The following is a 20,659-nucleotide window of genomic DNA, read 5'->3' as shown; positions in this document are numbered from 1 at the left end:
CTCCCCTATCAAGGTAGCGCCGCCGCGACGTGGCCATCAACCTCCTGTGCAGGGTTTTGACCCGGTGTTCGTATCCCGGCCCACGCCGCCTCCGGAGCGCGCGACGAGGGTGACGAGGCCGCGCGCGATCTCGCGGTGGAGGACGTGGAACCCGGCCGCTTCGAGCCTGTCGCAGACCCACTCGGGGGAGAGCCGCAGCTTGCGATAAAAGCTCGCTGAAAGCCTCCACCGTCCGTCCTCGCGGCCGCGCGTGTGGACGAGATCGTGCACCTTGACGGTCTCCGGTTCGTATTCGAGGAAACAGGTCATGATCACGTCCGCCGAGTCGTGCACGGGGATGAACCGGTCGGCGCCCTCCAGCTCTCGGGTGAGGTCGCGGAACGTGAGCACGAGCTGGCCGCCGGGCGCGAGGCGCCGCGCGCAGCCGGCGAACATCCGCTCTACGTCCCCCTTGCTGCCCAGGTGAGGGAGGGTGTCGCCCATGCACACGGCGAGCGCGCAGGGGGGGCCCGGGCGCTCCAGCGCGTCGAGGAGATCGCCTCGGACGACATCGACGGGGAGCTGCCCGCGGCGTGAGGCGAGCTCGGCGAGGAGCTTGTCCGAGGTGTCCACCGCCGTCACCCGGAACCCGAGCTGCGCCAGCGCGAGGGACTGAAAGCCCGAGCCGCACCCGAGGTCGATGGCCTCCGAAGCGCCCTCGGGGCGAACGCCGAGGCGCTCGAAGAGGGCTCGCTGCTCGGCGACCTTGGCGTCGTGGTCCCCGAACATCCTGGAGTAGTGCTCGGCGAGGAGCTTGTCGTAGTGATCCGTGACGGTGGGCATAGTCTCTCTTCCTCCGCGGCCATCCTACAGCCGCGCGGCCGTCCGCCGTACACCGCCGCACGCGCGGAGCCTACGCGACCACGCGACCACGCGACCACGCGACCACGCGGCCACGTGACAGCGTACATGGACGCACGAGGGCGCACCAGAATCGCTTGCTCTCGAAAATTTCTGTTCTGCTTTGACGAAGGCGTGATATCTTGATTGAAACGCGACTTTTACTCCGACATCGATGTTCGCGTCGGCGATGTTGGAAGGCAACGGGGATGTCCCGGGGCGATGTTGACGAGGGAGAGGTCGCGGTGTTGTGCGCAGCTGGTGTCGTCGGACGGGTCAGAATGAGATGCGGCGAGCTTGGACCGAGCACGCCGGACGCTCGCGCGGGCCTCTCGCTCTTCGAGAGCGCGCCTCGCGCGAAGCGCGCTGACCTACCCGTAGGCGGAGCCAGCCAGGCGAGCCGGAGAGCCCAGGCGAGCGGTCGAGCCGGGTAACCAGGCAGCCAGAACGACAGCGCCGAACGGCGGGCGAGCCAGAACGACAGGCGAGCCGCCGGCGCAGGTGACAGGTGAGCTCGGGCGAGCCGCGACGCGCTCTTGCGCGCGCCGCTCCTCCAGGGCCGGTCAGCCTCGCCGAGCAGCCCGCGCCGGAATCGGAATCTGGAGAATCCGGCGATGCGGTGACCGCGGCGATGCGGGATGACCGCGACCGCGACCGCGCCGCGAAGCTGAAGCCGAAGCCGAAGAAAAAGAGTTGCGGAGAGTGTCAGTCTCGGGCAGGATGAGAAGTTTTGATGCTGGGGTGTTTGCGGCCTCGCCGGGTGGACGCGGGCCGCGGGGTCTCATTGAAGCGAAGGAGCGGAGTGCATGAAGACGTTGGGTGTTGGGCTCTCCAGGTACTCGCGATCCCTCGTCGCGGCGGCTGCGTTCGCGCTCCTCTCTGCCTCGCCGATCACGGCCTCGGCGGAGCACCCGGGGGCGACGCGGCCGGCCGCGCCCGGGGGTGCGCCGGCGGCGGCTCCGGGGGCGGAGAGCGCGCCTGCGGCAGAGCCCGCTGCCACGCCCGGTGCGGGCGAGTGGGACAGCTACTCCGTCGAGGTCTACGGCATGCTGGTCTCCCGCGCCGGGAAGGTCGCGACGCTGCGGCCGCTCGTCGCCACCAGCGCGACGCCGGTCGCCGCGGGGACCAAGGCGGTGCTCTTCCGCAGGATCGAGGATCCCAAGGGCGCGAGTCCCACGAAATATGTCGAGATCGCCAGGGTGACCATGAAGAAGATCGAGGCCACCGGCAACATGCAGCTCACCATCGACTCGGAGCAGCAGGCGCCGGCCGCGGAGAAGGGCAAGGCGCCGGGCCACTTCGTGAAGGGCGCGCGGCTCAAGCTCGCGATCCAGTAGGCCCGACATCGCCTCTGCTGAGCACGCCGCCCGCGTGAGCTGCGCCGCGCCGCGCAGGGGCCGCCGCCGCAGCCGCCGCGCGCCGTCGCGGCGGAGGGGGGAGCGGCGCGCCGCCTGCGCGGCCCGCGCCAGGCCGCGCGCGGCCCGGGTGAGGCCGCCCTCCGGATCTCGCCGTCGCCGCACGACATTTTGAAACGCCGCGCCTCATCGTTGATAGAGTCGCCTTGCGGAGACGAGCGACGACGATGAACGCCCTTCGATCCTGGCTCTCGCAACTGAATCGCCCCGAGGTGACGGAGTTCGCCGTGGCCACGGGGCGCATGCCCAGCGTCAAGATCTCGGGCGCCTTCCAGGCCGTCGATCCCAGCGCCCTCACCACCGAGGACATCCTCATGCTCCTCAGCGCCCTCGGCGGCGGCCGCCACATCGAGGCGCTCGGCGCGAAGCCGTCGCAGTGGCACATCCGCATCGAGGGCATCGGCGCCATCTCGGTCGTCGCCGCGCGCCAGGGCGACCTCGTGCACGCCCGCATGACGCGGATGCAGCCGTCGTCCGCCGCGCCCGGGGCCGCCGCCGCCGCGCCCGGGACCGCCGCCGCCGCGCCCGGGGCCGCCGCCGCGCCGCCGGCCCGCCCCTCGCAGCAGTTCTCCATGCGGGAGCACCTCGCGCCCGAGGAGGCGCAGCGCCCGCCGCCGCGCGACCCGGACGCGAAGCGCCCGAGCTCCTCCGAGCTCGCGTTCGACCTCCGCGGCGCGTCGCCGCCGCCCGCCGAGCCCCGCGCCGGCCGCCCCTCGACGCCGCGCTTCGATCCGCGCGGCGAGGACGCGCCCGCCGAGCCCCGCGCCGGCCGCGCGTCCGCGCCGCCCGCCGAGCCCCGCGCCGGCGCCCGGCCGGCCGCGGCGGGCCCGCGCGCGCGGCCCTCGTCCGCCGACGTCCCGGGGGGCGCCCTCGACGGGCTGCTCGCCATGGCGCGCGATCAGGGCGCGAGCGATCTCCACCTCGTCGCCGGCCGCCCGCCGCTCCTGCGCGTCGGGGGCGAGCTCGTGCCGCACGGCGATCCGCTCGACCCGGCGGCGGTCGCGTCGCTCCTGCTCCCGCGCGTCCCCGCGCGGCTCTCGCCGGTCCTCGAGGCCGAGGGCTCCTGCGACTTCGCCCTGGACCTCGCCGCGCTCGGCCGCTTCCGGGTGAACATCGCGCGCCACCGCCGGGGCTACAAGGGCTGCTTCCGCCTGATCGCGCGCACCATCCCCACCCTCGCGTCGCTCGGCCTGCCCGACGCGATCGGGCTCGCCACCCGCCACCATCAGGGCCTCATCGTGATCACCGGGCCGACAGGGCACGGCAAGACGACGACGCTGACCGCGATCGTCGACATCCTGAACCGCGAGACCAGCCACCACATCATCACGGTCGAGGATCCGGTCGAGTTCGTCCACGCGCGCGGTAAGGCGATGATCAGCCAGCGCGAGGTCGGCACCCACACCCGCTCGTTCGAGAACGCCCTCAAGGCCTCGCTGCGCGAGGACCCCGACGTCATCGTCGTCGGCGAGCTCCGGGACACCGCGACGGTGCGCATGGCGCTGGCGGCGAGCGAGACGGGCCACCTCGTGCTCGGCACGATGAACACCCCGAGCGCGGCGAAGACCATCGATCGGCTGATCGACCTCTTCCCGCCCGGCGATCAGCAGCAGGTCCGCGTCACCCTCGCGGGCGGCCTCCGGCTCATCGTCAGCCAGCGGCTCCTGCCGAGCGCGGACGGCAAGCGCATGGTGGCCGCCGCCGAGGTCCTGCCCGGCTCGGTCGCGCTGTGGAACCTCATCCGCGACTCGAAGACGTTCCAGATCCCGAGCCTCCAGCAGCGGGGGAAGAGCCTCGGGATCATCCGCCTCGACGACTCGCTGGCCGAGCTCGTCCGCGCCGGCAAGACGACGCTCGAGGCCGCGCTCACGGTGGCCGAGGCGCCGGACGAGCTCGAGGCGGTCCTCACCGGCAAGCGGCAGCCCGCGCTCGCGCCGGACAGGAAGCCGCCCGCCCCGCCGCCCGAGGCGTCGCGGCCCGGCGCCCCCGAGGCGGGCAAGGGCCTGTTCGAGCGCGCGGGCGCGCTCTTCGGGAAGAAGGGAGGCTAGCGTGGCCAGGATCGATCGCCTCTTCGACGAGCTCCTGATCAGGAAGGGCAGCGACCTGCACCTCGGCATCGGCTATCCGCCGCTCGTCCGCGCCCGCGGCGAGCTCGTCCCGATGCGCGACACGCCCCTCGACGCGGCTGAGATGGAGGCGCTCCTCTTCGAGATCACGACCCCCGAGGAGCGGCGGCGCATCGTCGACGAGCTCGACCTCGATTTCGCCTATTCCTACGCGGACAAGGCCCGTTTTCGCGCCAACTACTTCTACAAGACCACCGGGCTCGCGGCCGTCTTCCGCACCATCCCGAGCAAGATCCTCTCCCTCGACGATCTCGGCTGCCCCGAGATCATCCGCCGGCTGTCGGAGCGGCCGAGCGGGCTCATCCTGATCACGGGCCCGACCGGCTCGGGCAAGTCGACGACGCTGGCGGCGATGATCGACCACATCAACCGCTCGCGCGCCTGCCATGTGCTCACGATCGAGGATCCGGTCGAGTTCGTGCACAGCCCGATCAAGGCCCAGATCACGCACCGCGAGGTCGGCCCCGACGCGGGCAGCTTCGCGAGCGCGATCCGCAGCGCCGGGCGGGAGGACGCCGACGTGATCTTGATCGGCGAGCTCAGGACGAACGAGACGATGAAGCTCGCCTTGCAGCTCGCGAGCTTCGGCGTCCTCGTCTTCGGCACGGTCCACACGAACAGCGCCGCCGCGACGATCGACCGCATCATCAACGCGTTCCCTGCCGACGAGCAGCTCCAGGTCCGCGGCATGCTGGCCGAGAGCCTCGCCGCGATCATCGCCCAGCAGCTCCTCCGCACGAAGGACGGCACGGGCCGCGTCGCCGCGCACGAGATCCTCGTCGGGTCCAGCGCGCTGTCCGCGATGATCCGCGAGGGCAAGACGTTCCAGATCACGAACCTGATGCAGGCCGGCCGCTCCGCCGGCATGCAGACGATGGACATGGCGCTGGAGCGGCTCGTCAAGAAGGACACCATCTCCGTCCAGGCGGCGCTCGAGAAGGCGATCGACAAGGACACCTTCCAGCGGCTCTTCCCCGACGCGCAGGGGGCGTGAGGGGAGCTGTCGAGGCGGTAGAAGATTGGATGATGAAGAAGAGAGAGAATTTAACGCAAAGACGCAAAGACGCAAAGACGCAAAAAAGAAAGAGAATTAATTTTTAATATATCTCTCTCTTCCTTGCGCCTTTGCGCCTTTGCGTTAAATTCTCGTCCGACACCCCTGCTCCAGCAGATCACGACGCGAGGCGGCGCGGCAGATCCACGGTGAAGCAGGCGCCCTCGCCCCGCTGGCTCGCCACCTGGATCGTGCCCCCGTGCGCCCGGACGATCTCGTTCGCGAGGTAGAGCCCGAGCCCGAGCCCGCCGTAGAACCTCGACGAGACCGCCCGCTCGAAGCGCGTGAAGATGCGCTCCAGATCTTCGGGCGCGATGCCGATCCCGTGATCGCGCACGACCACGCGCGCCGCGTCGCCGCGCGCGTCGACGGTCACCTCGATGGGGCGGCCGGCGCCGAACTTGATCGCGTTGTTGAGCAGGCTCCTCACGACCTGCGCGACGCGGAGCCGGTCGAAGCGGCCGAGCACCGGGCCGCGCGCGTCGAGCTCGACGCGACAGCCCGCCCGCGAGATCGCCTCGCCGAGCAGGGCCACGACCTCGCGCGCCAGCGCGGCGAGGTCGACCTCCGCGAGCTCCAGGTCGAGCCCGCGGCGGGCGACCCGGTCGACGTCGAGGAGGCTGTCGAGGAGCACCTCGATCCGCTCGACGTGCCCCAGGCTCGCCGCGACCATGCGCTCGAGCGACGGGGCCGCGGCCTCGGTCGCGAGCTTCTTCTGCAGCAGCCCGAGCTTCAGCTTGAGCGGCGTGAGCGGCGTGCGGAGCTCGTGGGAGGCGACCGAGAGGAACTCCTCGCGGAGCTGGATCGCCCGCTGCGCCTCGCGGTAAAGCCGCGCGTTGTCGAGCACGATCGCCGCCCGCCGCGCGAGCTCCTCCGCGAGCTCGGCGTCGGCCCGGCCATAGGGCGGCGCCGCCCCCGTCCGCACCAGCGAGAGCACGCCGAGGCAGCGATCCCGCGTCAACAGCGGCGCGTTCAGGTACGCCGCCGGCGCGAGCGCGAACAGCGCCTCGGGGCGCGCCGCCGCCGCGGCCCAGCGCCGCATCACGCGATCGTCCACGCGGCCGAGCTCGGCGCGCTCCGCGCCCAGCGCGCGGCGGGGCGCCCACGGCGCGCCCTCGGGCGAGGCGAGCGCGCGCAGCCGCCCGGCGCTCTCCGGCGAGCCCGCCGCCACGGCCGAGAGCTCGAGCGCGCCCGCCTCGTCGAGCACGTAGAGCGCGGCGCCCTCGGCGAGCGCAGGCACCGCGACCTCGGCGATCGCCTGAAGCGTCGCCTCGTAGCCGAGATCGGCCACGAACCGCCGGGTCGCCTCCGCCAGGAAGCGCTCGGCCATCGCCGCCCGCTTGCGCTCGGTGATGTCCGTGGAGATGCCGCAGACCGCATACGCGGCCCCCGCCGCGTCGCGCAGCGTGAACTTGACGGTCAGGTAGGTGTGCGGCCCGTCCTCCTGCGGGAACACCTCCTCGAGATCGAGCAGCGTCTCCATCGCGATCGCCCGGCGATCGTTCGCGGCGAACAGCTCCGCGATCTCCGGCGGGAAGAGGTCGTGATCCCTCCGGCCGACGATCCGATCCCGCGGCCGCTGGACCGCCCGCTCGTAACACCGGTTGACGAGGAGCAGGCGGCCCTCGAGGTCCTTGACGTAGATGATCGCCGGCGAGTTGTCGACGATGGCCTGGAGCTGCTCCTCGCTCTTCTTCAGCGCCGCGTAGAGCGACGCGTTCTCGAGCGAGATGGCGGCCTGCGACGAGAGCAGCTCGAGCACCGCGAGCGTGCCCTCGGAGAACGCGCCGCGCATCGCCGCGTTCTCCAGGTAGAGGATCGCGGAGGCCCCGGCGCGCCGCGCGATCGGCATGCACAGGACCGATCGCGGCCGGGCCTGCGCGACGTACTCGTCCGCCGAGAACCGCGACTCCGCCGCGTCGTCGAGGACGACCGGCTCGCCGGTCCGGCGGACGTAGTCGACGATCGACAGCGGCAGCGCGGCGGACGACGCCGGCGCGCGCGCCTCGCCCGCGAGCGCCTCCGCGAACGGCCTGCCCTCCTCGATCCGCGCCCTCGCCCGGATCGACGCGGCGCCGCGGCCGGCCTCCAGCAGGTAGCCCTTCTGCGCGCCCGCGTGCGCGAGCACGATCCGGAGCAGCGCCTCCTCGAGCCGGGGCACGAGGATCTCGCCGGAGATGCTCTGCGACGCCTTCACGACGGCCAGCCGATCGAGCTCCTCGGCCGGCATGGTGACCGTGCTGGACGCCGCGAGCAGCCGCGCCGCGAGGTGCGGATACAGCTGGTCGAGCTGCTTCACCTTGGCGTCGGCGCCCCAGCGCGCGTACGACGAGCGCGCCGCGCCGAGGTAGGTGTCGGCGATCAGGTCGAAGCCGCGATCGCGGTAGAACGCGGCGGCGAGCTCCTGGGCGAGCGCCTCGCCCTGGACGAAGCCGTTCGCGCGCGCGGCCCGGATGGCCTGCTCGTAGCGGCGCATCGCGGCGAGCTCGTCGCCCGCGATGCGCGCGATCTCGGCCGACACCAGCGCGCGGCGGTCCTCCTGGTTCGCGGGCTCGACCTCCGCCCAGCGGCGGAGATCCGCCTCGTGCGCGCGCAGGGCGGGGAGGAGCGAGCGCCGCTCGGCCTCGGGCAGCGCGCGGGCGCGGCAGGACAGCGCGAGCGCCGCGATGTAGCCGTGGTCGGCGGCCTGGATCTGGCCGGTCACCAGGCCGAGCAGCTCGCCCGCCGCGGCCGCCGCGTCGACGGCCTCGCCGTAGCGCCCGAACACGAGCGCCGCCTGGGCCGCGTAGAGGCGCTCGTAGAAGCGCGTGAGCGGCGACGCCGCCTCGCCCGGCCGGGCGCCTTCGTGCTCCGCGCCCTCGCCCGCCCGGCCCGGCTCGTGGCCGCGCAGGCGCTGCACGAGCCGGTGCAGGACGGCCACGATGTCGTGGATGGCGTCGTGCCGGGCCCGGCGCGTGAAGGTAAGGCGCCGCTCGGCCTCGGCGGCGACGTCCGCCAGGGGATCGCCCGACGCGAGGCGCAGCGCCACGATGTGAAAACAGCAGTACGACGCGTAGATGAGCGCGCCGGTCTCGACGGCCTCGTCGAAGGCCTCGTGGAAGAGGCCGACCACGTCGCGGAAGGGGCGGATCCAGGGGTCGATGAAGGTGCTGATCATGTGGAGGATCTGCGCCCGGCTCCCGGCCTGACCGCCGGCGTCGAGCAGCGCGCGGGCGAGCTCGCCGAACCGGTAGCTCTCGCGGTAGAGTCCGAGGACGCGGCCGAGCGTCCCGCCGAACGCGACGTAGCCGGGCGGAGAGGCGTCCGAGTTGCCCGCGCGCAGGCTGAGCCGGACCATGTGGCACGCGATGAGGCCGTAGAGGTCCGGATCCGTGTAGTAGGCCGACGGCAGCGCGGTCGACAGGGTGAGCATGAGGGCCGCGGTGTCCGCATCGGCCATGCGCGGCAGCCGGGCGAGCGCCTCGGTGCGGCGATCGCGGATCTCGCCCCACACCTCGCGCGCCGCGCGCTCCACGGCGTCGCGCGCCGGGTGGAGCGGGAGGTCGACGCCGAAGCGGCGCGCGCAGGCGAGGGCGCTCCGCGCCGCCCGCTCGAAATCGGCCCGCGTCGTGTGCAGATCGATCTCGATGCGGTGGACCTCCGCGAGATCGAGCCGGCTCCGGGCGCGCCCGAGGAGCGCATCGACGAGCCGCTCGGCGGCGGCGAAATCGCCGCTCAGGAAGGCGCAGCGCGCGCCCTCGCCGTGGAGCTCGAGCGCGAGCGCGTAGTCCTCCTCCCACGCGTCGTCCGCGAGCAGCGCCATGCCCGCCGTGAGGTAACGGGCCGCCGCCGCGAAGGCGGAAGAGGCCTTGGCCCGTCGGCCCGCCATCAGGTTGAGCCTGGCGATCCGGTCCCTCTCGCGGCGGTCCGTGACGAGCGCCGAGCCCAGGTTGAGGTGGCCGGCGATCTCGAAGATGCGCGGGTCGGCGGCGTCCGCCGCCGCGCGGGCGGAGAGCAGCCGGCCGATGCGGAGGTGCGCCGCCGCGCGATCCTCCTCCGGGATGAGCGCATAGGCCGCCTGCTGGACGCGGTCGTGGAGGAAGCGGTAGGTGTCGCCGGACCGGAGGAGGAGCCCCTCGCGCACGAGCTCCCGGTGGTCCTCGTGAATCGCGCCCGCGGGCCGATCCCGGACGACGGCGAGGGTGCCGGCGTCGACGGTGTTCCCCACGCAGGCGGCGAGCCTGAGCGCCTCCTGGGCGGGCTCGGAGAGGCGCTTGATCTTCGTGATCATGAGATCGATCACGTTGTCGGCGAGGCCCTTCTCGCGGATCGCGCCGATGTCCCACCGGAAGGCGCCGGCGCGCAGATCGGCCTCGATCAGGCCCTCTTTGTGGAGCATGGCCAGGAACTGCGTGGCGAAGAACGGGTTGCCGGCGGTCTTCTCGTGGACGAGCCGCGCGAGCGAGTCGCTGTCCTCGCAGCTCGCCTGGACCGTGTCGGCGACGAGCCGCTGGACGTCCCGGGTGGAGAGCGGCGGGATCTCGATCTCGCGGAGCGGCGCGCCGGCGCCCCGCGCGCGCTCGATCATGCGCGCGAGCGGGTGGAGCGGCCCCACCTCGACGTCGCGGTAGGCGCCGATGGCGAGCAGGTGCCGCGCCTCGGGGTGGGCGACGAGCTGCTCGAGGAGCGAGAGGCTCTCCGGGTCTGCCCATTGGAGGTCGTCGAGGAACAGGACGAGAGGGCGCTCCGCGCGGCAGAAGACGGAGGCGAGCTGCCGGAGCACCGCCTCGAACCGGCGCTGCCCCTCGGTCAGCGGCAGCTCGGGGGCGGGCGGCTGCTCGCCGAGGATGAGCGCCACCTCGGGGAGGACGTCGATGACGAGCTGCGCGTTCTTGCCGAGCGCCGCGGAGAGCCGCCGCCGCCACGCGCCGATGACGGGCTCGCTCGCGCCGAGGACGCCGAGCAGGAGCTCGCGGAGCGCCTGGACGAGCGTCGCGTAGGGGACGTGCCGGTGCCGCTGGTCGAATTTGCCCGCCGCGAAGAGGCCGCGCCCGCGGACCGACGTGCGGTGGAGCTCCTGCACCAGCGACGTCTTGCCGGCCCCGGCGCCGCCGGCGAGCAGGACGAGCTCGGGCGCGCCGCGCAGGGCGACGCGCGCGAAGGCGGCGAGGAGGGCGGAGGCCTCGCGCTCGCGGCCATAGAGCTTCTTCGAGATCCGGAAGAGGCCGGAGAAGTCGTGCTCTCCGAGCGGAAATGGGTCGATGTGAGCGACCGTCGTGAGCCGCTCGAGGCAGCGCTCGAGGTCGCGCGTGACGCCGCGCGCGCTCTGGTAACGGTCCTCGGCGGCCTTGGCCAGGAGCTTCATGACGAGCTCGGACACGGTCCGCGGGATGCCGGGGACGAGCTCCGAGGGCGGCCGGGGGAGCACGGCGGCGTGGCAGTGGACCCACTCCAGGGCATCGCCGGCCGAGAAGGGCAGGACGCCCGTGAGCATCTCGTAGAGCGTGACGCCGAGCGAGTAGAGGTCGGCGCGGTGATCGACCGCCCGGTCCAGGCGCCCTGCCTGCTCCGGCGAGATGTAGCCGAGGGTCCCCTCGATGACGCCCGGGCTCCGCCCATCGTTCTCCTCCTCCGGGAGGAAGGACGCGAGATCGAAGCTCACGATCTTCACCTCTCCCGACTCGGGATCGAGGAGGATGTTCTGCGGTTTGATGTCCTTGTGGACAACCCCCTTCGCATGGATGTCCGCGAGCGCGGCGGAGGTTCGGGCGGCGATCGGCAAGAAGCGCCCGAGCTCCATCGGCGCGCCCAGCATCCGGTCGAGCGAGCGCCCGCGGAAGTCCTCCAGGACGAGCGCCGGCCGGTCCCGGTACGTCGTCAGCTCACACGGCCTGATGGCGGTCTCTTCGCTGAGCCTCCGCCCGATCTCGAGCTCGTGGCGCAGGCGCGCCACGTCCCGGCGATCGAGGCGCTCTGCGCGAGGAATCTTGAGCAATACCGGACAGCCGTCCTCGTTCCGCACGCCGCGGTGGACGACATACCTGGTCTCCTCGCGCAGGACCTCCGTCAGCGTGTAGCGATCGGGCCTGGGCATGGCCCTCAACCGGCGGCCAGGCTGCGCCGCGCGAGCCGTCGAGTCCGCCCGCGCTCGGCGCGGCGCGCGCCCCGGCGCGCTGCTGGCCGGCTTGGCGGGCGGCTTCGCGCAGAGCGCCACCGAGCGCTCTCCACAGAAGAGGGCGACCGAGCACGCCGCGGGCTGGCCCGGTAGATCGGCTCCACTGTAGGGAGTGTGCTGGCCGGCACAGTGGCGGTCAAGCCGCGGGGGCGTATCGACGTCTGCCGTCCACCGCGTCCACCGCAGCTCGGGCCGCGAAGGCGCGCGGCGCAGCGATGCGGGCTCGAGCGCGCGCGACGACGGCTTCGCTCCGGCGGCCCCGCGGCCTTCGCGGAGCTTCCGTCTGGCGCGGCCGGGGGCGACGCGCGTATCCTTGTGGGCCCAATGCATCCGCCCGCACCCGATACCGCTTCGCTCGACCTCGACGCCTACCTCGCCCGCATCGGCTACCGCGGGGCGCTCGCTGCCACGCGGGAGGTGCTCGATGCGCTGCACACCGCGCACTCCTACTCTATCCCTTTCGAGAACCTCGATGTCCTCCTCGGCCGGCCCATCCGCATCGACCTGGCCGGCGTGCAGGAAAAGCTCGTCAAGGCGCGCCGCGGCGGCTACTGCTTCGAGCAGAACACCCTGTTCGTCGCGGCGCTGCGCCGGATCGGATTCAAGGTCACGACGCTCATCGCGCGGGTGAGGTACCATCGGAGCGATATCGGCCCGCGGACTCATATGCTGTCCCTGATCGAGCTGCCCGAAGGGCCGTTCATCGCGGACGTCGGCTTCGGCGGTCCGGGCCTCACGCAGCCGATCCGGCTCGTGGAGGGGGAGAGCCAGGCGCAGGCGCACGATGTGGTCGGCCTGCGCCGGGAGGGCGACGCGTGGGTGCTCGAGACGAGGGGGCGCGAGCCGTGGCAGGACCTCTATGCGTTCACGCTCGAGGAGCAATTCCCGGTCGATTACGAGGTGGCGAATTATTACACGTCCACCCACCCCGACTCGCTGTTCGTGAGCAATGTGCTCGCGGCGATCTCCTCGCCGGAGGCGCGCGTGACGCTGCGCAACCGCCAGCTGGGGGTGCTCCGGGGCGGCCAGGTCCAGTGGTTCGAGCTCGGGGACGACGAGCTCATCGACGTCCTGAAGACCCGCTTCGGGCTGGAGCTCCCGGCCGGAGCGCGGCTCTCCTGCGCTGGCCTGAACGGCTGAAGCGGCGGCCCCGCGAGCGGGGATGTCCGGCGCGCGCCGCCTCGGGCGCGGGCCGTCGCGGGGGCGAGGCGGCGACGGGCCGGCGGGCGCGGCTCGCCGGCCGCGCCCGCCGCCCGTCGCGCTGCCGCGTCAGTGGACGCGCCCGATGCCGCGGCGGATGAACGCCGAGCGGCTCGCGGCCGCGCCGGCCGCGCCGCCGCGCCCCGCGGCGCCTGCGAAGGTCGGGGCGGGCTCGCAGACCAGCGCCTTCAGGTCCTGGTTCCGGCGCCCGAGGTCGTTCAAAAAGCGCAGCTCGCCGGTCACCGGGTCAGGCATGTTGATGCCGGTCATGAAGCCGGACAGCGTCGCCTCGCCCCCGAGCGACCTCGGGTTCACGTGCAGGAACGGCGTCCCGGTCTCCGCCGCCCCGTGGCACCCGTTGCAGGTGTTGAGCGAGAACTTGTGCCGCGCCTCGTTGTTGAGGATACCCGGGGCCGTCCACGCCGTCAGGTTGTTGAACGACGAGCCGCCGAGGAACGGGCTCCCCTGGAACGAGTCGGGCACCGTGTGTTGCTCCGCGACGATCGCCGCCTCGTTCTGGTTCACGTAGGCCGCGAGCGTGGCCGAGCCGTCGAAGCCGATGTCCGGCGTCAGCTTGACGGTCTCCGGGCGCAAGAAGCCCGTGTCGGCCGAGAGGACGAACTCGCGCAGCTCCCACGGGCCTGCCAGCGCGATCTCGTTCGTGCGGAGCTGCCCGAGCGAGCTCCCGTTCGGCCTGCCGGGCGCCGCGTTCCGGCCCGCGAACCGGGAGGTGATGTCCTGGAGGGCGGCGTTGTACTCCTCGGACGGGAAGGGCAGGCTGCCGAGGGCGTGCCAGTCGTTCGCCCAGTCGAGCACGTCGGCCTCGGTCGACGCGGGGAGCTTGTACTCCAGGATGATGGTGAACTGTTGCGGGAAGCCCTGGCTCACGACGCCGAACACGAAGCGCCCCTCGCCGGCGTGACCTTCGGCGAGGTTCCGCACGTCGATCCTGTTGACGATGCCGAGCAGCAGGAGCGGCGCCTGCGTCAGGTCGAGCGACCCGTCGGGGCTCCTCGGCCACTCGTCGAGCACGACCTGCTGAATGGCCGGGCGCGCCGGCACCGTGAAGCCGTTCACGACCTGGTCGGTCAGCCAGGTATCGAGCATCTGCTCGACCATGGCCGGCGCCTCGGCGGGCGTGGGGGCCATGTCCTCCATGAGGCGCGCGAACGTCCACGCGCCGGTCCGGGGGTCTTCCGGCGGCCCATTGGAGGTCGTGCGGATGGGATCCTCGACGACGCTGAGGTGCTTCACGAAGATCTCGCGGCTCGTCCGGACGAAGCAGCCGGTGGGCTCGGCGAGCTCGAAGTTGAGGGCGCCTGAGCCGACGAGGAGCTCGTTCGAGCTGAAATTGAGCACGTCGAAGGGGATCTCGTGGACGCCGGGATCCGCGTCCTCGGTGCCGTTCACGGTGACCGCGAAGGTCGCCGTGCTCCCTGGCGGGACGCCGGGGATGAACGTGGTATCTCCGGAGACGTTGATGCCCGGCGACGGGTTGAAGATCTGGAGGGCGTAGTCCCCCGGGGCGCACGCGCCGACATCGTTGTTGGCGACGGCGACCTGGTACGCGACCGGCGTGTTCGGGGGGACCGGCCCGGTGCTCGCGGGCGTGACGGTGATCGTCCCGGGCCGCCTGAGGCAGGAGAGCTGGGCGATCTCGCTCGCGGTCGTCGGGCTGGCGGAGAGCCACACCTCGTCGATGAGGCCCGTGAAGCGCTGCTGTTTCTGCTCGTTGCCGCCGATGTGGATGGACGCGTTGACGTCGCGGATCGTGCCTGCGGCGCTGAGCTGCCCGACCTGCTCGCCGTTCAGGAACAGCCGCACGAACCTGCCGTCGTAGATGCCCGCGACGTGCGTCCACACGTTGGCCTCGATGGGAGCGCGGGAGGTGACGGTCCGGCCGTCGGTCAGGGTCACGGCGAACCGCGCCTCGCCGTTGCGGATGCCGAGCGAGAAGCCCCTGTCTCCGCTGTCTCGCTCTTGCACGATCGTCTGCAGGGTCGACTCGGACACCGAGGTCGGGTTGACCCACGCCGCGACCGCGAGGTTCTTTCCGAAGGTGAAGAGGGGATTGTCGTCGGCGCTGACGGTGTCTTTTTTCTGGTCGAACGAGATGGCGAGGCCGCTGATGCCCTGAGCGCAGGCGGCGCTGGCCGAGCGGGTGGCGGTCGTGCCGTTGCCTGACGAATCGAGCAGCTCCGTCGTCGAGCCGTTGCAGTCGTCGAACTGCCAGAAGGCGACCGCCGGCGGCCCGACCGGGGTTGGCTCGACCGGCCCGCCGCCGGTGCCCCCGCCGACGCCGGTGCTGCTGCTGCTGCTGATGCCGGTGCTGATTCCGCCGGTGCCGCTGCCGCCGGTGCCGCTGCCGCCGCTGCCGCCGACGCCGACGGCGATCGAGGCGCCTTCCGCCTCGTCGAGCGCCAGCTCTGCGTTGCCGAGCGAGCCTTCATCGACGCCATAGCTTCCGCATGCGGCGGCGCCCAGGGCGAACAGGGCGAGGACCGCAGCCGAGCTGGTTTTGGTTGCGAGGGGATGGGCGAAGCCGAAGGAGAGGTTCCGCATCTACGTTCTCGTTGGGTGAGAGTTGACTGCACGAGCGTGGTCCGGCCGCAGCGCGATCTGCGGCTGGTGACGCGAGCAGGCGTTGGTTCAGACCCGACCGGGCTGTTCGGGCTTGGGCGCTGGTACGGAGCGCCCCATTGTTTCTCAAGCAATGGATATGCCCGCTGCTGGACGGCGATTTCCCCCTTGCCGCATCGATCCCAGCGTGTCCGGCCATGTCGCCGGGGCCTGACACTGGCACATGTGGCACACCATTTTTACGATGACAGGCGGGTGCTCGAGCCCCGACAAGCACGCTTCCAACGCGTCATCATCGTGCGCCGCTGCGCCGCGTCTACGCCAAAGCTCCTCTCTGGAGCCGCGCGCCCGTCGCTCTTCGTCCCGAACGCCGCGCCTCTGCCGTCCGCCGCCCTGCGCGAGGTCGTTATACGGAGCAGCTCCCGTCGCGCCGCGTTCCTGGCGGCCGCGGTGCCCCGGTCGATCGCGGCAAGTTTCCGCCGCTTCCCCCTCTACAACCTCACCCCTATTCTCTGATACACGTCAGCGGAGCCCTCCCGCACAGGAGGCGGCCCTCCCCCCTAATCTCTGACCCACGTCATCGGAGCCCTCCCGCACAGGCGACGGCCCTCCCCCCTAATCTCTAACCCACGTCAGCGGAGCCCTCCCGCACAGGCGACGGCCCATCCCCCCTAATCTCTGACCCACGTCATCGGAGCCCTCCCGCACAGGCGACGGCCCATCCCCCCTAATCTCTGACCCACGTCAGCGGAGCACTCCCGCACAGGAGACGGGCCCAGATCGGCGTTTTCGGCGCGGAGGCGTACTCTTGTACGCCGAGCACCGAAAACGTCGAGATGGGCCCGTATCCGAAGCGGGAGTGCTCCTCAGGACGAGGTCCAGCGGGGACCCTGGGGGGTGTCTTCGAGGACGACGCCGGCCTCGGCCAGCAGGTTGCGGATGGCGTCCGCCTTCGCGAAATCCTTCGCCTTCCGCGCGGCCTGGCGCATCGCGATCAGCCGGTCGATGGCGGCGTCGCCCCCGCGCCCCGCCGCGCTCTCGGAAGGGGCGACCGCATAGTCGGCCACGAGCGCCGGATAGAGCGCCGGCTCGGCCACCTCCACCCCGAAGACCCAGAGATGGCGCGCCACCGCCCGGTACACCGCGAGCAGCGACGCGCGGTCGTCGCACTGCTCGATCCCCGCCGAATAAAGCGCGCTCACGTAATCGAAGAAGGCCGCCACCGCGTTCGGCGTGTTCAGGTCGTCGTCCATCGCCTCGACGAATCGCGCGATGAACCGCTCGGTGTGCTCCTTGAACTGGCCGTGGACGTACTGGTGGCGCATCCTCGGGAACCGCTCCTCCTCGGGCCGCTGCGACGCATACGCGCCCGGCGCGAGCGGCTCCTCCCCCGCGCCGCGCAGCTTCTCGGCGAGGACCGCCGCGAGCTTCTTGATGCGCGCGTAGCCCTGGGCGCTCTGCTGGAGCAGATCCCAGCCGAACGGGAGCTTGCACCGGTAATGGTGCGTCACGAAGAACCACCGCGCCTCGTCGTGGCCGTGCCGGGACAGGAGCTCCTCGACGGAGATGACGTTCCCGAGGCTCTTCGACATCTTCACCTCCTTGAGATCGAGGTGCTCGGGGTGCAGCCAGTAGCGCACCCACGGCCTCCCGCAGAGCGGCTCGCTCTGCGCGATCTCGTTCTCGTGGTGCGGGAACATGTTGTCGATTCCGCCCCCGTGGACGTCGAAATGCTCGCCGAGCAGCGCCGTGCTCATCGCCGAGCACTCGATGTGCCAGCCGGGCCGCCCCGTCGGCCACGCGCCCTCTCCGGTCGGCCAGCTCGGCTGGCCCGGCGAGGTCGGCTTCCAGAGGCTGAAATCCGCCGGGTGCCGCTTCCGCGCGAAGTCCTCCTCGACGCGGCCGCTCGCCCCGACCTCCTGCTCGTCGACCTTGCGCCCCGAGAGCTCACCATACGAGGGGCACGTGGCGACCTCGTAGAAGACCTCGCCGTTCACCGAGTACGCGTGGCCCTTCTCGATGAGGCGCTTCACCATGTCGACCTGCTCGTCGACGAAGTCGGTGGCGCGCGTGTAGACCGCGTAGTCCTTGATGTGGAGCTTGCGGCAGTCGCGCCGGAAGGCCGCGATGTTCCGCTCGGCGACGTCGACCGCGCCCTCGCGCTCGTTCGCGCGCTGCATGATGCGGTCGTCGATGTCCGTGTAGTTGATGATGCTCAGCACGTGATTGCCGCGGTACTCGAGGTAGCGGCGGAAGACGTCCCAGAAGCAGTAGGTGCGCGCGTGACCGATGTGCATCGGCGCGTAGACCGTGAGGCCGCATGTGTAGATGCGCACGATCTTCGGCTGGGCGGAGACGAATGGCTCCTTCTTCCTCGTGAGCGTGTTATGGACCTTGAGCGGCATCGGCCACCTGCGTGAATGTGCGAGCTGCCCCCCGGACCGCGTACGCTACCCTGGCGCCGCTCCCCGGTCAACGCGGAACATCGCCGCCGTTCCCGCCCGTTCCCGTGGTTTTCCGCACGCTTGCGGCCGTCCTGTCTTCGATCTACGCAGGCGTGCATGCACATCACTTCAAGGACCTTGCTGTTCGTCCTCACGGGCGCGCTCGCCGCCTGCGCGTCCAACCCGCCGCCCGTCGAGACCGCCCCGCCGCCCCCGCCGCCGGCTCCGGCTCCGGCCGCCGAGCCGGCCGCGCAGCCCGAGGCGGCGGCCCCGCCCCCGGTGGATCCGGCAGAGGAGAAGAAGAAGGCGGAGCTGGCCAAGCTCGCCGAGGACACGAAGGCCATGGAGGCCAAGGCCGACCAGGAGGCCGCGCGGTTCGACGACGCGCTCAAGGCCGAGGTGAAGGCGCTCCTCGCGGCCAATCACCCGAGCGCCGGCGCGGCGCTGCGCGCGGCGCTCAAGAGCAAGCACCGCGTCCCGGGCAACGCCGAGCGGGACGCGGCCCGCCACCCCGTCGAGACCCTGGAGTTCTTCGGCCTCAAGCCGACGAGCACCGTCGTCGAGCTCGGGGCAGGGGAGGGCTGGTACACCGAGCTGCTCGCGCCCGTGCTCGCCAAGAAGGGCAAGCTCATCGTCACGTCCTTCGACCCGAACGGCCCCGCGGACTCGCGCAACACCCTCTATGGCAAGCGGCTGAAGCGCACGCTCGATAAGTCGCCCGACCTGTTCGGCAAGGTCGATGTCGTCGTCATCGACCGCGACAACCCGAAGCTCGGAATCGACGGCAAGGCCGACCTCGTGCTCGCCATCCGCGAGGCGCACGGCTGGCAACGGAACGGCAAATTCGACGCCTACGTCGCCGAGGCGTTCAAGGCGCTCAAGCCGGGCGGCGTCTTCGGCATCGTGCAGCACCGCGCCAAGCCCGACGCGAACCCCGACGAGAGCGCCAAGCAGGGATACCTCCCGGAAGCGTGGGTGATCCAGAAGGTCGAGTCGGCCGGCTTCAAGCTCGCGACCAAGTCCGAGGTGAACGCCAATCCGAAGGACACGAAGGACTATCCGGAAGGGGTCTGGACGCTGCCGCCGAACTTCCGGCTCGGCGACAAGGACCGCGCGCGCTACGCCGCCATCGGCGAGAGCGACCGGATGACCCTCAAGTTCGTGAAGCCCGCCCGCTGACCCCCGCCCGCGCAGATCCCACCCGCGCCTCGCGCGCCGCGCCGACCCGCCGCTACGCGGGCGCCGCGGCGCCGTCCGAGGGCGGCCGCGCGGCCACGCGGCGCATCGGGATCGCGGCGCCCGGGGCCCCCGTGGCCCGGTGCGACGTGAAGCCGAGGCCGTCCAGCATGGCCGGCGACGCGTAGACGCCCGTCGCCGCCGTCTCCGGCAGGCACGAGGAGAGCTCGAGCACGTTCCCGCCCACCACCGAGCCGTCCTCGGTGACCACCACGTCGCCGGCGTGGAGGCAGAAGCGCACGCCGACCCGCAGGTCGCGCCGGTCCGGCCCGGCGAGCCGCTCGTACAGCCCGAGCGCGGCCGCGATCGCGCGGCGGCGCGCCTCCTCGGCGCCGCGCTCGTCGCGCGGCCAGTCCGCCGAGAGCAGCACGCTGGTGCTCGTGACCGCGAGCGGCGAGAACCCCGCGGTCGCGAGCTCGGTCATCGCCTCCGGGAGCACCGCCTCGAAATCGGTCAGGAAGGAGTCGGTCGGCGCCTCGAGCGCCCGGGTCTCGGCGAGGACCTCGACGAGCATCCCGATGGCGAGGCGGCGGACGCGCCCCGCCTCCTTCGCGTCGGTGCGGAGGACCCGCGCCGTCGCGGCCCGCACGTCCTCCAGGAACGCCGCGACGTCCGGGTGGCGGCCCGCGGGGTCCTTGCTCATGGCCCGCACGACGATGTCGTCGAACGCCGGGTCGACCGGCGCGTGCAGGCTCGGGCGGGGCGGCGCCTGGTGGAGGTGCAGGTGGCGCAGCACCGGGTACGCGCTCGCCGAGAAGGGCATCGCGCCCGCGATCATCGTGTAGAGCAGCGCGCCGAGCGCGTAGACGTCGGTCCGCATGTCGACCGGCCGGTTCAGGAGCTGCTCGGGCGACATGAACGCCGGCGTCCCCACGACGTGCCGCGACGACGTGAGCGAGAGATCCGTCGTGCCGAGCAGCTTCGCGATGCCGAAGTCGAGCAGCACCACCCGGAGCCCGCCGCCCTGCTCGCACAGGATCACGTTCGAGGGCTTCACGTCCCGGTGGATGATCCCGAGCGCGTGGACCGCGGCGAGCGCGCTGCAGAGCGGATCGAGGATCGCGAGCGCCTCGTCGGCCGGGAGCCGGCCGCGCGAGAACAGGTGCTGCTCGAGGCTCCTGCCCTGCAGCAGCTCCATCGCGTAGTAGGGCCGCCCGTCCTCGAGCTGCCCGACGTCGAGGATCTCGACGACGTTCGGGTGCCGGATCCGCACGATCGCGTCGACCTCGCGCTGGAACCGGAGCACCACGTCGGTGCGCGAGATGAGCTCGGCGTGCATGATCTTGACCGCCGCCGGCGCCCCGCTCGTCGCGTGCACCGCGCGGTAGACGACGCCGAACCCGCCCTCGGCGATCACCCCGTCGAGGAGGTATTCGCCCGCCCGCGGCGCCGCGGCGATCGGGATGCCGGGGCCGTCGCCCTCGCGATCGCGCGTATCGAGCGTGCGCTGGTCCCAGGTCGGCGCCGTGCCGGCCGCCGTCGCGCCCGCCGGGGGGGCGACGGGCGCGTCCACCGCCGGCTCGGCGAGGGACGGCTCATCGTCTCGAGAGGAGGTCTTCATACATGACAGC

Annotated in this window: 10 protein-coding genes; 5 read left to right on the top strand and 5 right to left on the bottom strand. The window is 71.9% G+C overall.

Going from position 1 to position 20,659, the window contains the following annotated elements; all coding sequences use genetic code 11:
- Nucleotides 1-36: 36 nt before the first annotated feature.
- Nucleotides 37-822 carry a class I SAM-dependent methyltransferase gene (locus WMF26_RS32795; protein ID WP_061623715.1) on the bottom strand — a complete coding sequence of 262 codons (786 nt, stop codon included), beginning with the start codon at nt 820-822 and terminating at the stop codon, nt 37-39.
- Between the two features lie 863 nt (nt 823-1,685).
- Here WMF26_RS32795 and WMF26_RS32790 point away from each other — a divergent pair.
- The 3 genes from WMF26_RS32790 to WMF26_RS32780 all read left to right on the top strand — a co-directional run bounded on the left by WMF26_RS32790 (nt 1,686) and on the right by WMF26_RS32780 (nt 5,414).
- Nucleotides 1,686-2,216: a hypothetical protein gene (locus tag WMF26_RS32790; protein WP_437995936.1), complete on the top strand. Its 531-nt coding sequence runs from the start codon at nt 1,686-1,688 to the stop codon at nt 2,214-2,216.
- A 245-nt stretch (nt 2,217-2,461) separates the two neighbouring features.
- Complete coding sequence (locus tag WMF26_RS32785) at nt 2,462-4,342, top strand: PilT/PilU family type 4a pilus ATPase (protein WP_437995935.1); 1,881 nt, start codon at nt 2,462-2,464, stop codon at nt 4,340-4,342.
- Nucleotide 4,343: 1 nt separating this feature from the next.
- A complete protein-coding gene (locus WMF26_RS32780) occupies nt 4,344-5,414 on the top strand; it encodes a type IV pilus twitching motility protein PilT (protein WP_437995934.1) in 1,071 nt (356 codons plus the stop codon).
- A 178-nt stretch (nt 5,415-5,592) separates the two neighbouring features.
- Here WMF26_RS32780 and WMF26_RS32775 read toward each other — a convergent pair whose 3' ends face one another.
- Nucleotides 5,593-11,547, bottom strand: a complete 5,955-nt coding sequence (locus tag WMF26_RS32775; protein WP_437995933.1) for an AAA family ATPase — start codon at nt 11,545-11,547, stop codon at nt 5,593-5,595.
- 405 nt (nt 11,548-11,952) lie between these two features.
- On the opposite strand from WMF26_RS32775, the gene WMF26_RS32770 reads away from it, so the two are divergent.
- A complete protein-coding gene (locus WMF26_RS32770; protein ID WP_437995932.1) occupies nt 11,953-12,768 on the top strand; it encodes an arylamine N-acetyltransferase family protein in 816 nt (271 codons plus the stop codon).
- A 129-nt stretch (nt 12,769-12,897) separates the two neighbouring features.
- On the opposite strand, the gene WMF26_RS32765 is transcribed toward WMF26_RS32770, so the two are convergent.
- Nucleotides 12,898-15,390: a LamG-like jellyroll fold domain-containing protein gene (locus WMF26_RS32765; protein ID WP_437995931.1), complete on the bottom strand. Its 2,493-nt coding sequence runs from the start codon at nt 15,388-15,390 to the stop codon at nt 12,898-12,900.
- An 884-nt stretch (nt 15,391-16,274) separates the two neighbouring features.
- The gene (cysS, locus tag WMF26_RS32760; protein ID WP_437995930.1) at nt 16,275-17,813 is read right to left on the bottom strand and encodes a cysteine--tRNA ligase; all 1,539 of its coding nucleotides are present in this window, start codon (nt 17,811-17,813) and stop codon (nt 16,275-16,277) included.
- Between the two features lie 156 nt (nt 17,814-17,969).
- Here cysS and WMF26_RS32755 point away from each other — a divergent pair, with 156 nt between their 5' ends.
- Nucleotides 17,970-19,031, top strand: coding sequence for a class I SAM-dependent methyltransferase (locus tag WMF26_RS32755; RefSeq protein ID WP_437995929.1), 1,062 nt, complete (start codon nt 17,970-17,972; stop codon nt 19,029-19,031).
- Between the two features lie 52 nt (nt 19,032-19,083).
- Here the strand turns inward: WMF26_RS32755 and WMF26_RS32750 are convergent, their stop codons facing one another.
- Nucleotides 19,084-20,649, bottom strand: a complete 1,566-nt coding sequence (locus WMF26_RS32750; RefSeq protein WP_437995928.1) for a serine/threonine-protein kinase — start codon at nt 20,647-20,649, stop codon at nt 19,084-19,086.
- Nucleotides 20,650-20,659: the final 10 nt, after the last annotated feature.

The sequence above is a fragment of the Sorangium sp. So ce185 genome (assembly GCF_051526825.1).
Lineage (GTDB): Bacteria > Myxococcota_A > Polyangia > Polyangiales > Polyangiaceae > Sorangium > Sorangium cellulosum_D.
This window is presented reverse-complemented; position numbering and strand designations above follow the sequence as displayed.

What these genes read in the sequence shown, in the direction of transcription:
- WMF26_RS32795 (WP_061623715.1), bottom strand. Translation starts at nt 822, where the DNA reads ATGCCCACCGTCACGGATCACTACGACAAGCTCCTCGCCGAGCACTAC.
- WMF26_RS32790 (WP_437995936.1), top strand. Translation starts at nt 1,686, where the DNA reads ATGAAGACGTTGGGTGTTGGGCTCTCCAGGTACTCGCGATCCCTCGTC.
- WMF26_RS32785 (WP_437995935.1), top strand. Translation starts at nt 2,462, where the DNA reads ATGAACGCCCTTCGATCCTGGCTCTCGCAACTGAATCGCCCCGAGGTG.
- WMF26_RS32775 (WP_437995933.1), bottom strand. Translation starts at nt 11,547, where the DNA reads ATGCCCAGGCCCGATCGCTACACGCTGACGGAGGTCCTGCGCGAGGAG.
- WMF26_RS32770 (WP_437995932.1), top strand. Translation starts at nt 11,953, where the DNA reads ATGCATCCGCCCGCACCCGATACCGCTTCGCTCGACCTCGACGCCTAC.
- WMF26_RS32765 (WP_437995931.1), bottom strand. Translation starts at nt 15,390, where the DNA reads ATGCGGAACCTCTCCTTCGGCTTCGCCCATCCCCTCGCAACCAAAACC.
- cysS (WP_437995930.1), bottom strand. Translation starts at nt 17,813, where the DNA reads ATGCCGCTCAAGGTCCATAACACGCTCACGAGGAAGAAGGAGCCATTC.
- WMF26_RS32755 (WP_437995929.1), top strand. Translation starts at nt 17,970, where the DNA reads ATGCACATCACTTCAAGGACCTTGCTGTTCGTCCTCACGGGCGCGCTC.
- WMF26_RS32750 (WP_437995928.1), bottom strand. Translation starts at nt 20,649, where the DNA reads ATGAAGACCTCCTCTCGAGACGATGAGCCGTCCCTCGCCGAGCCGGCG.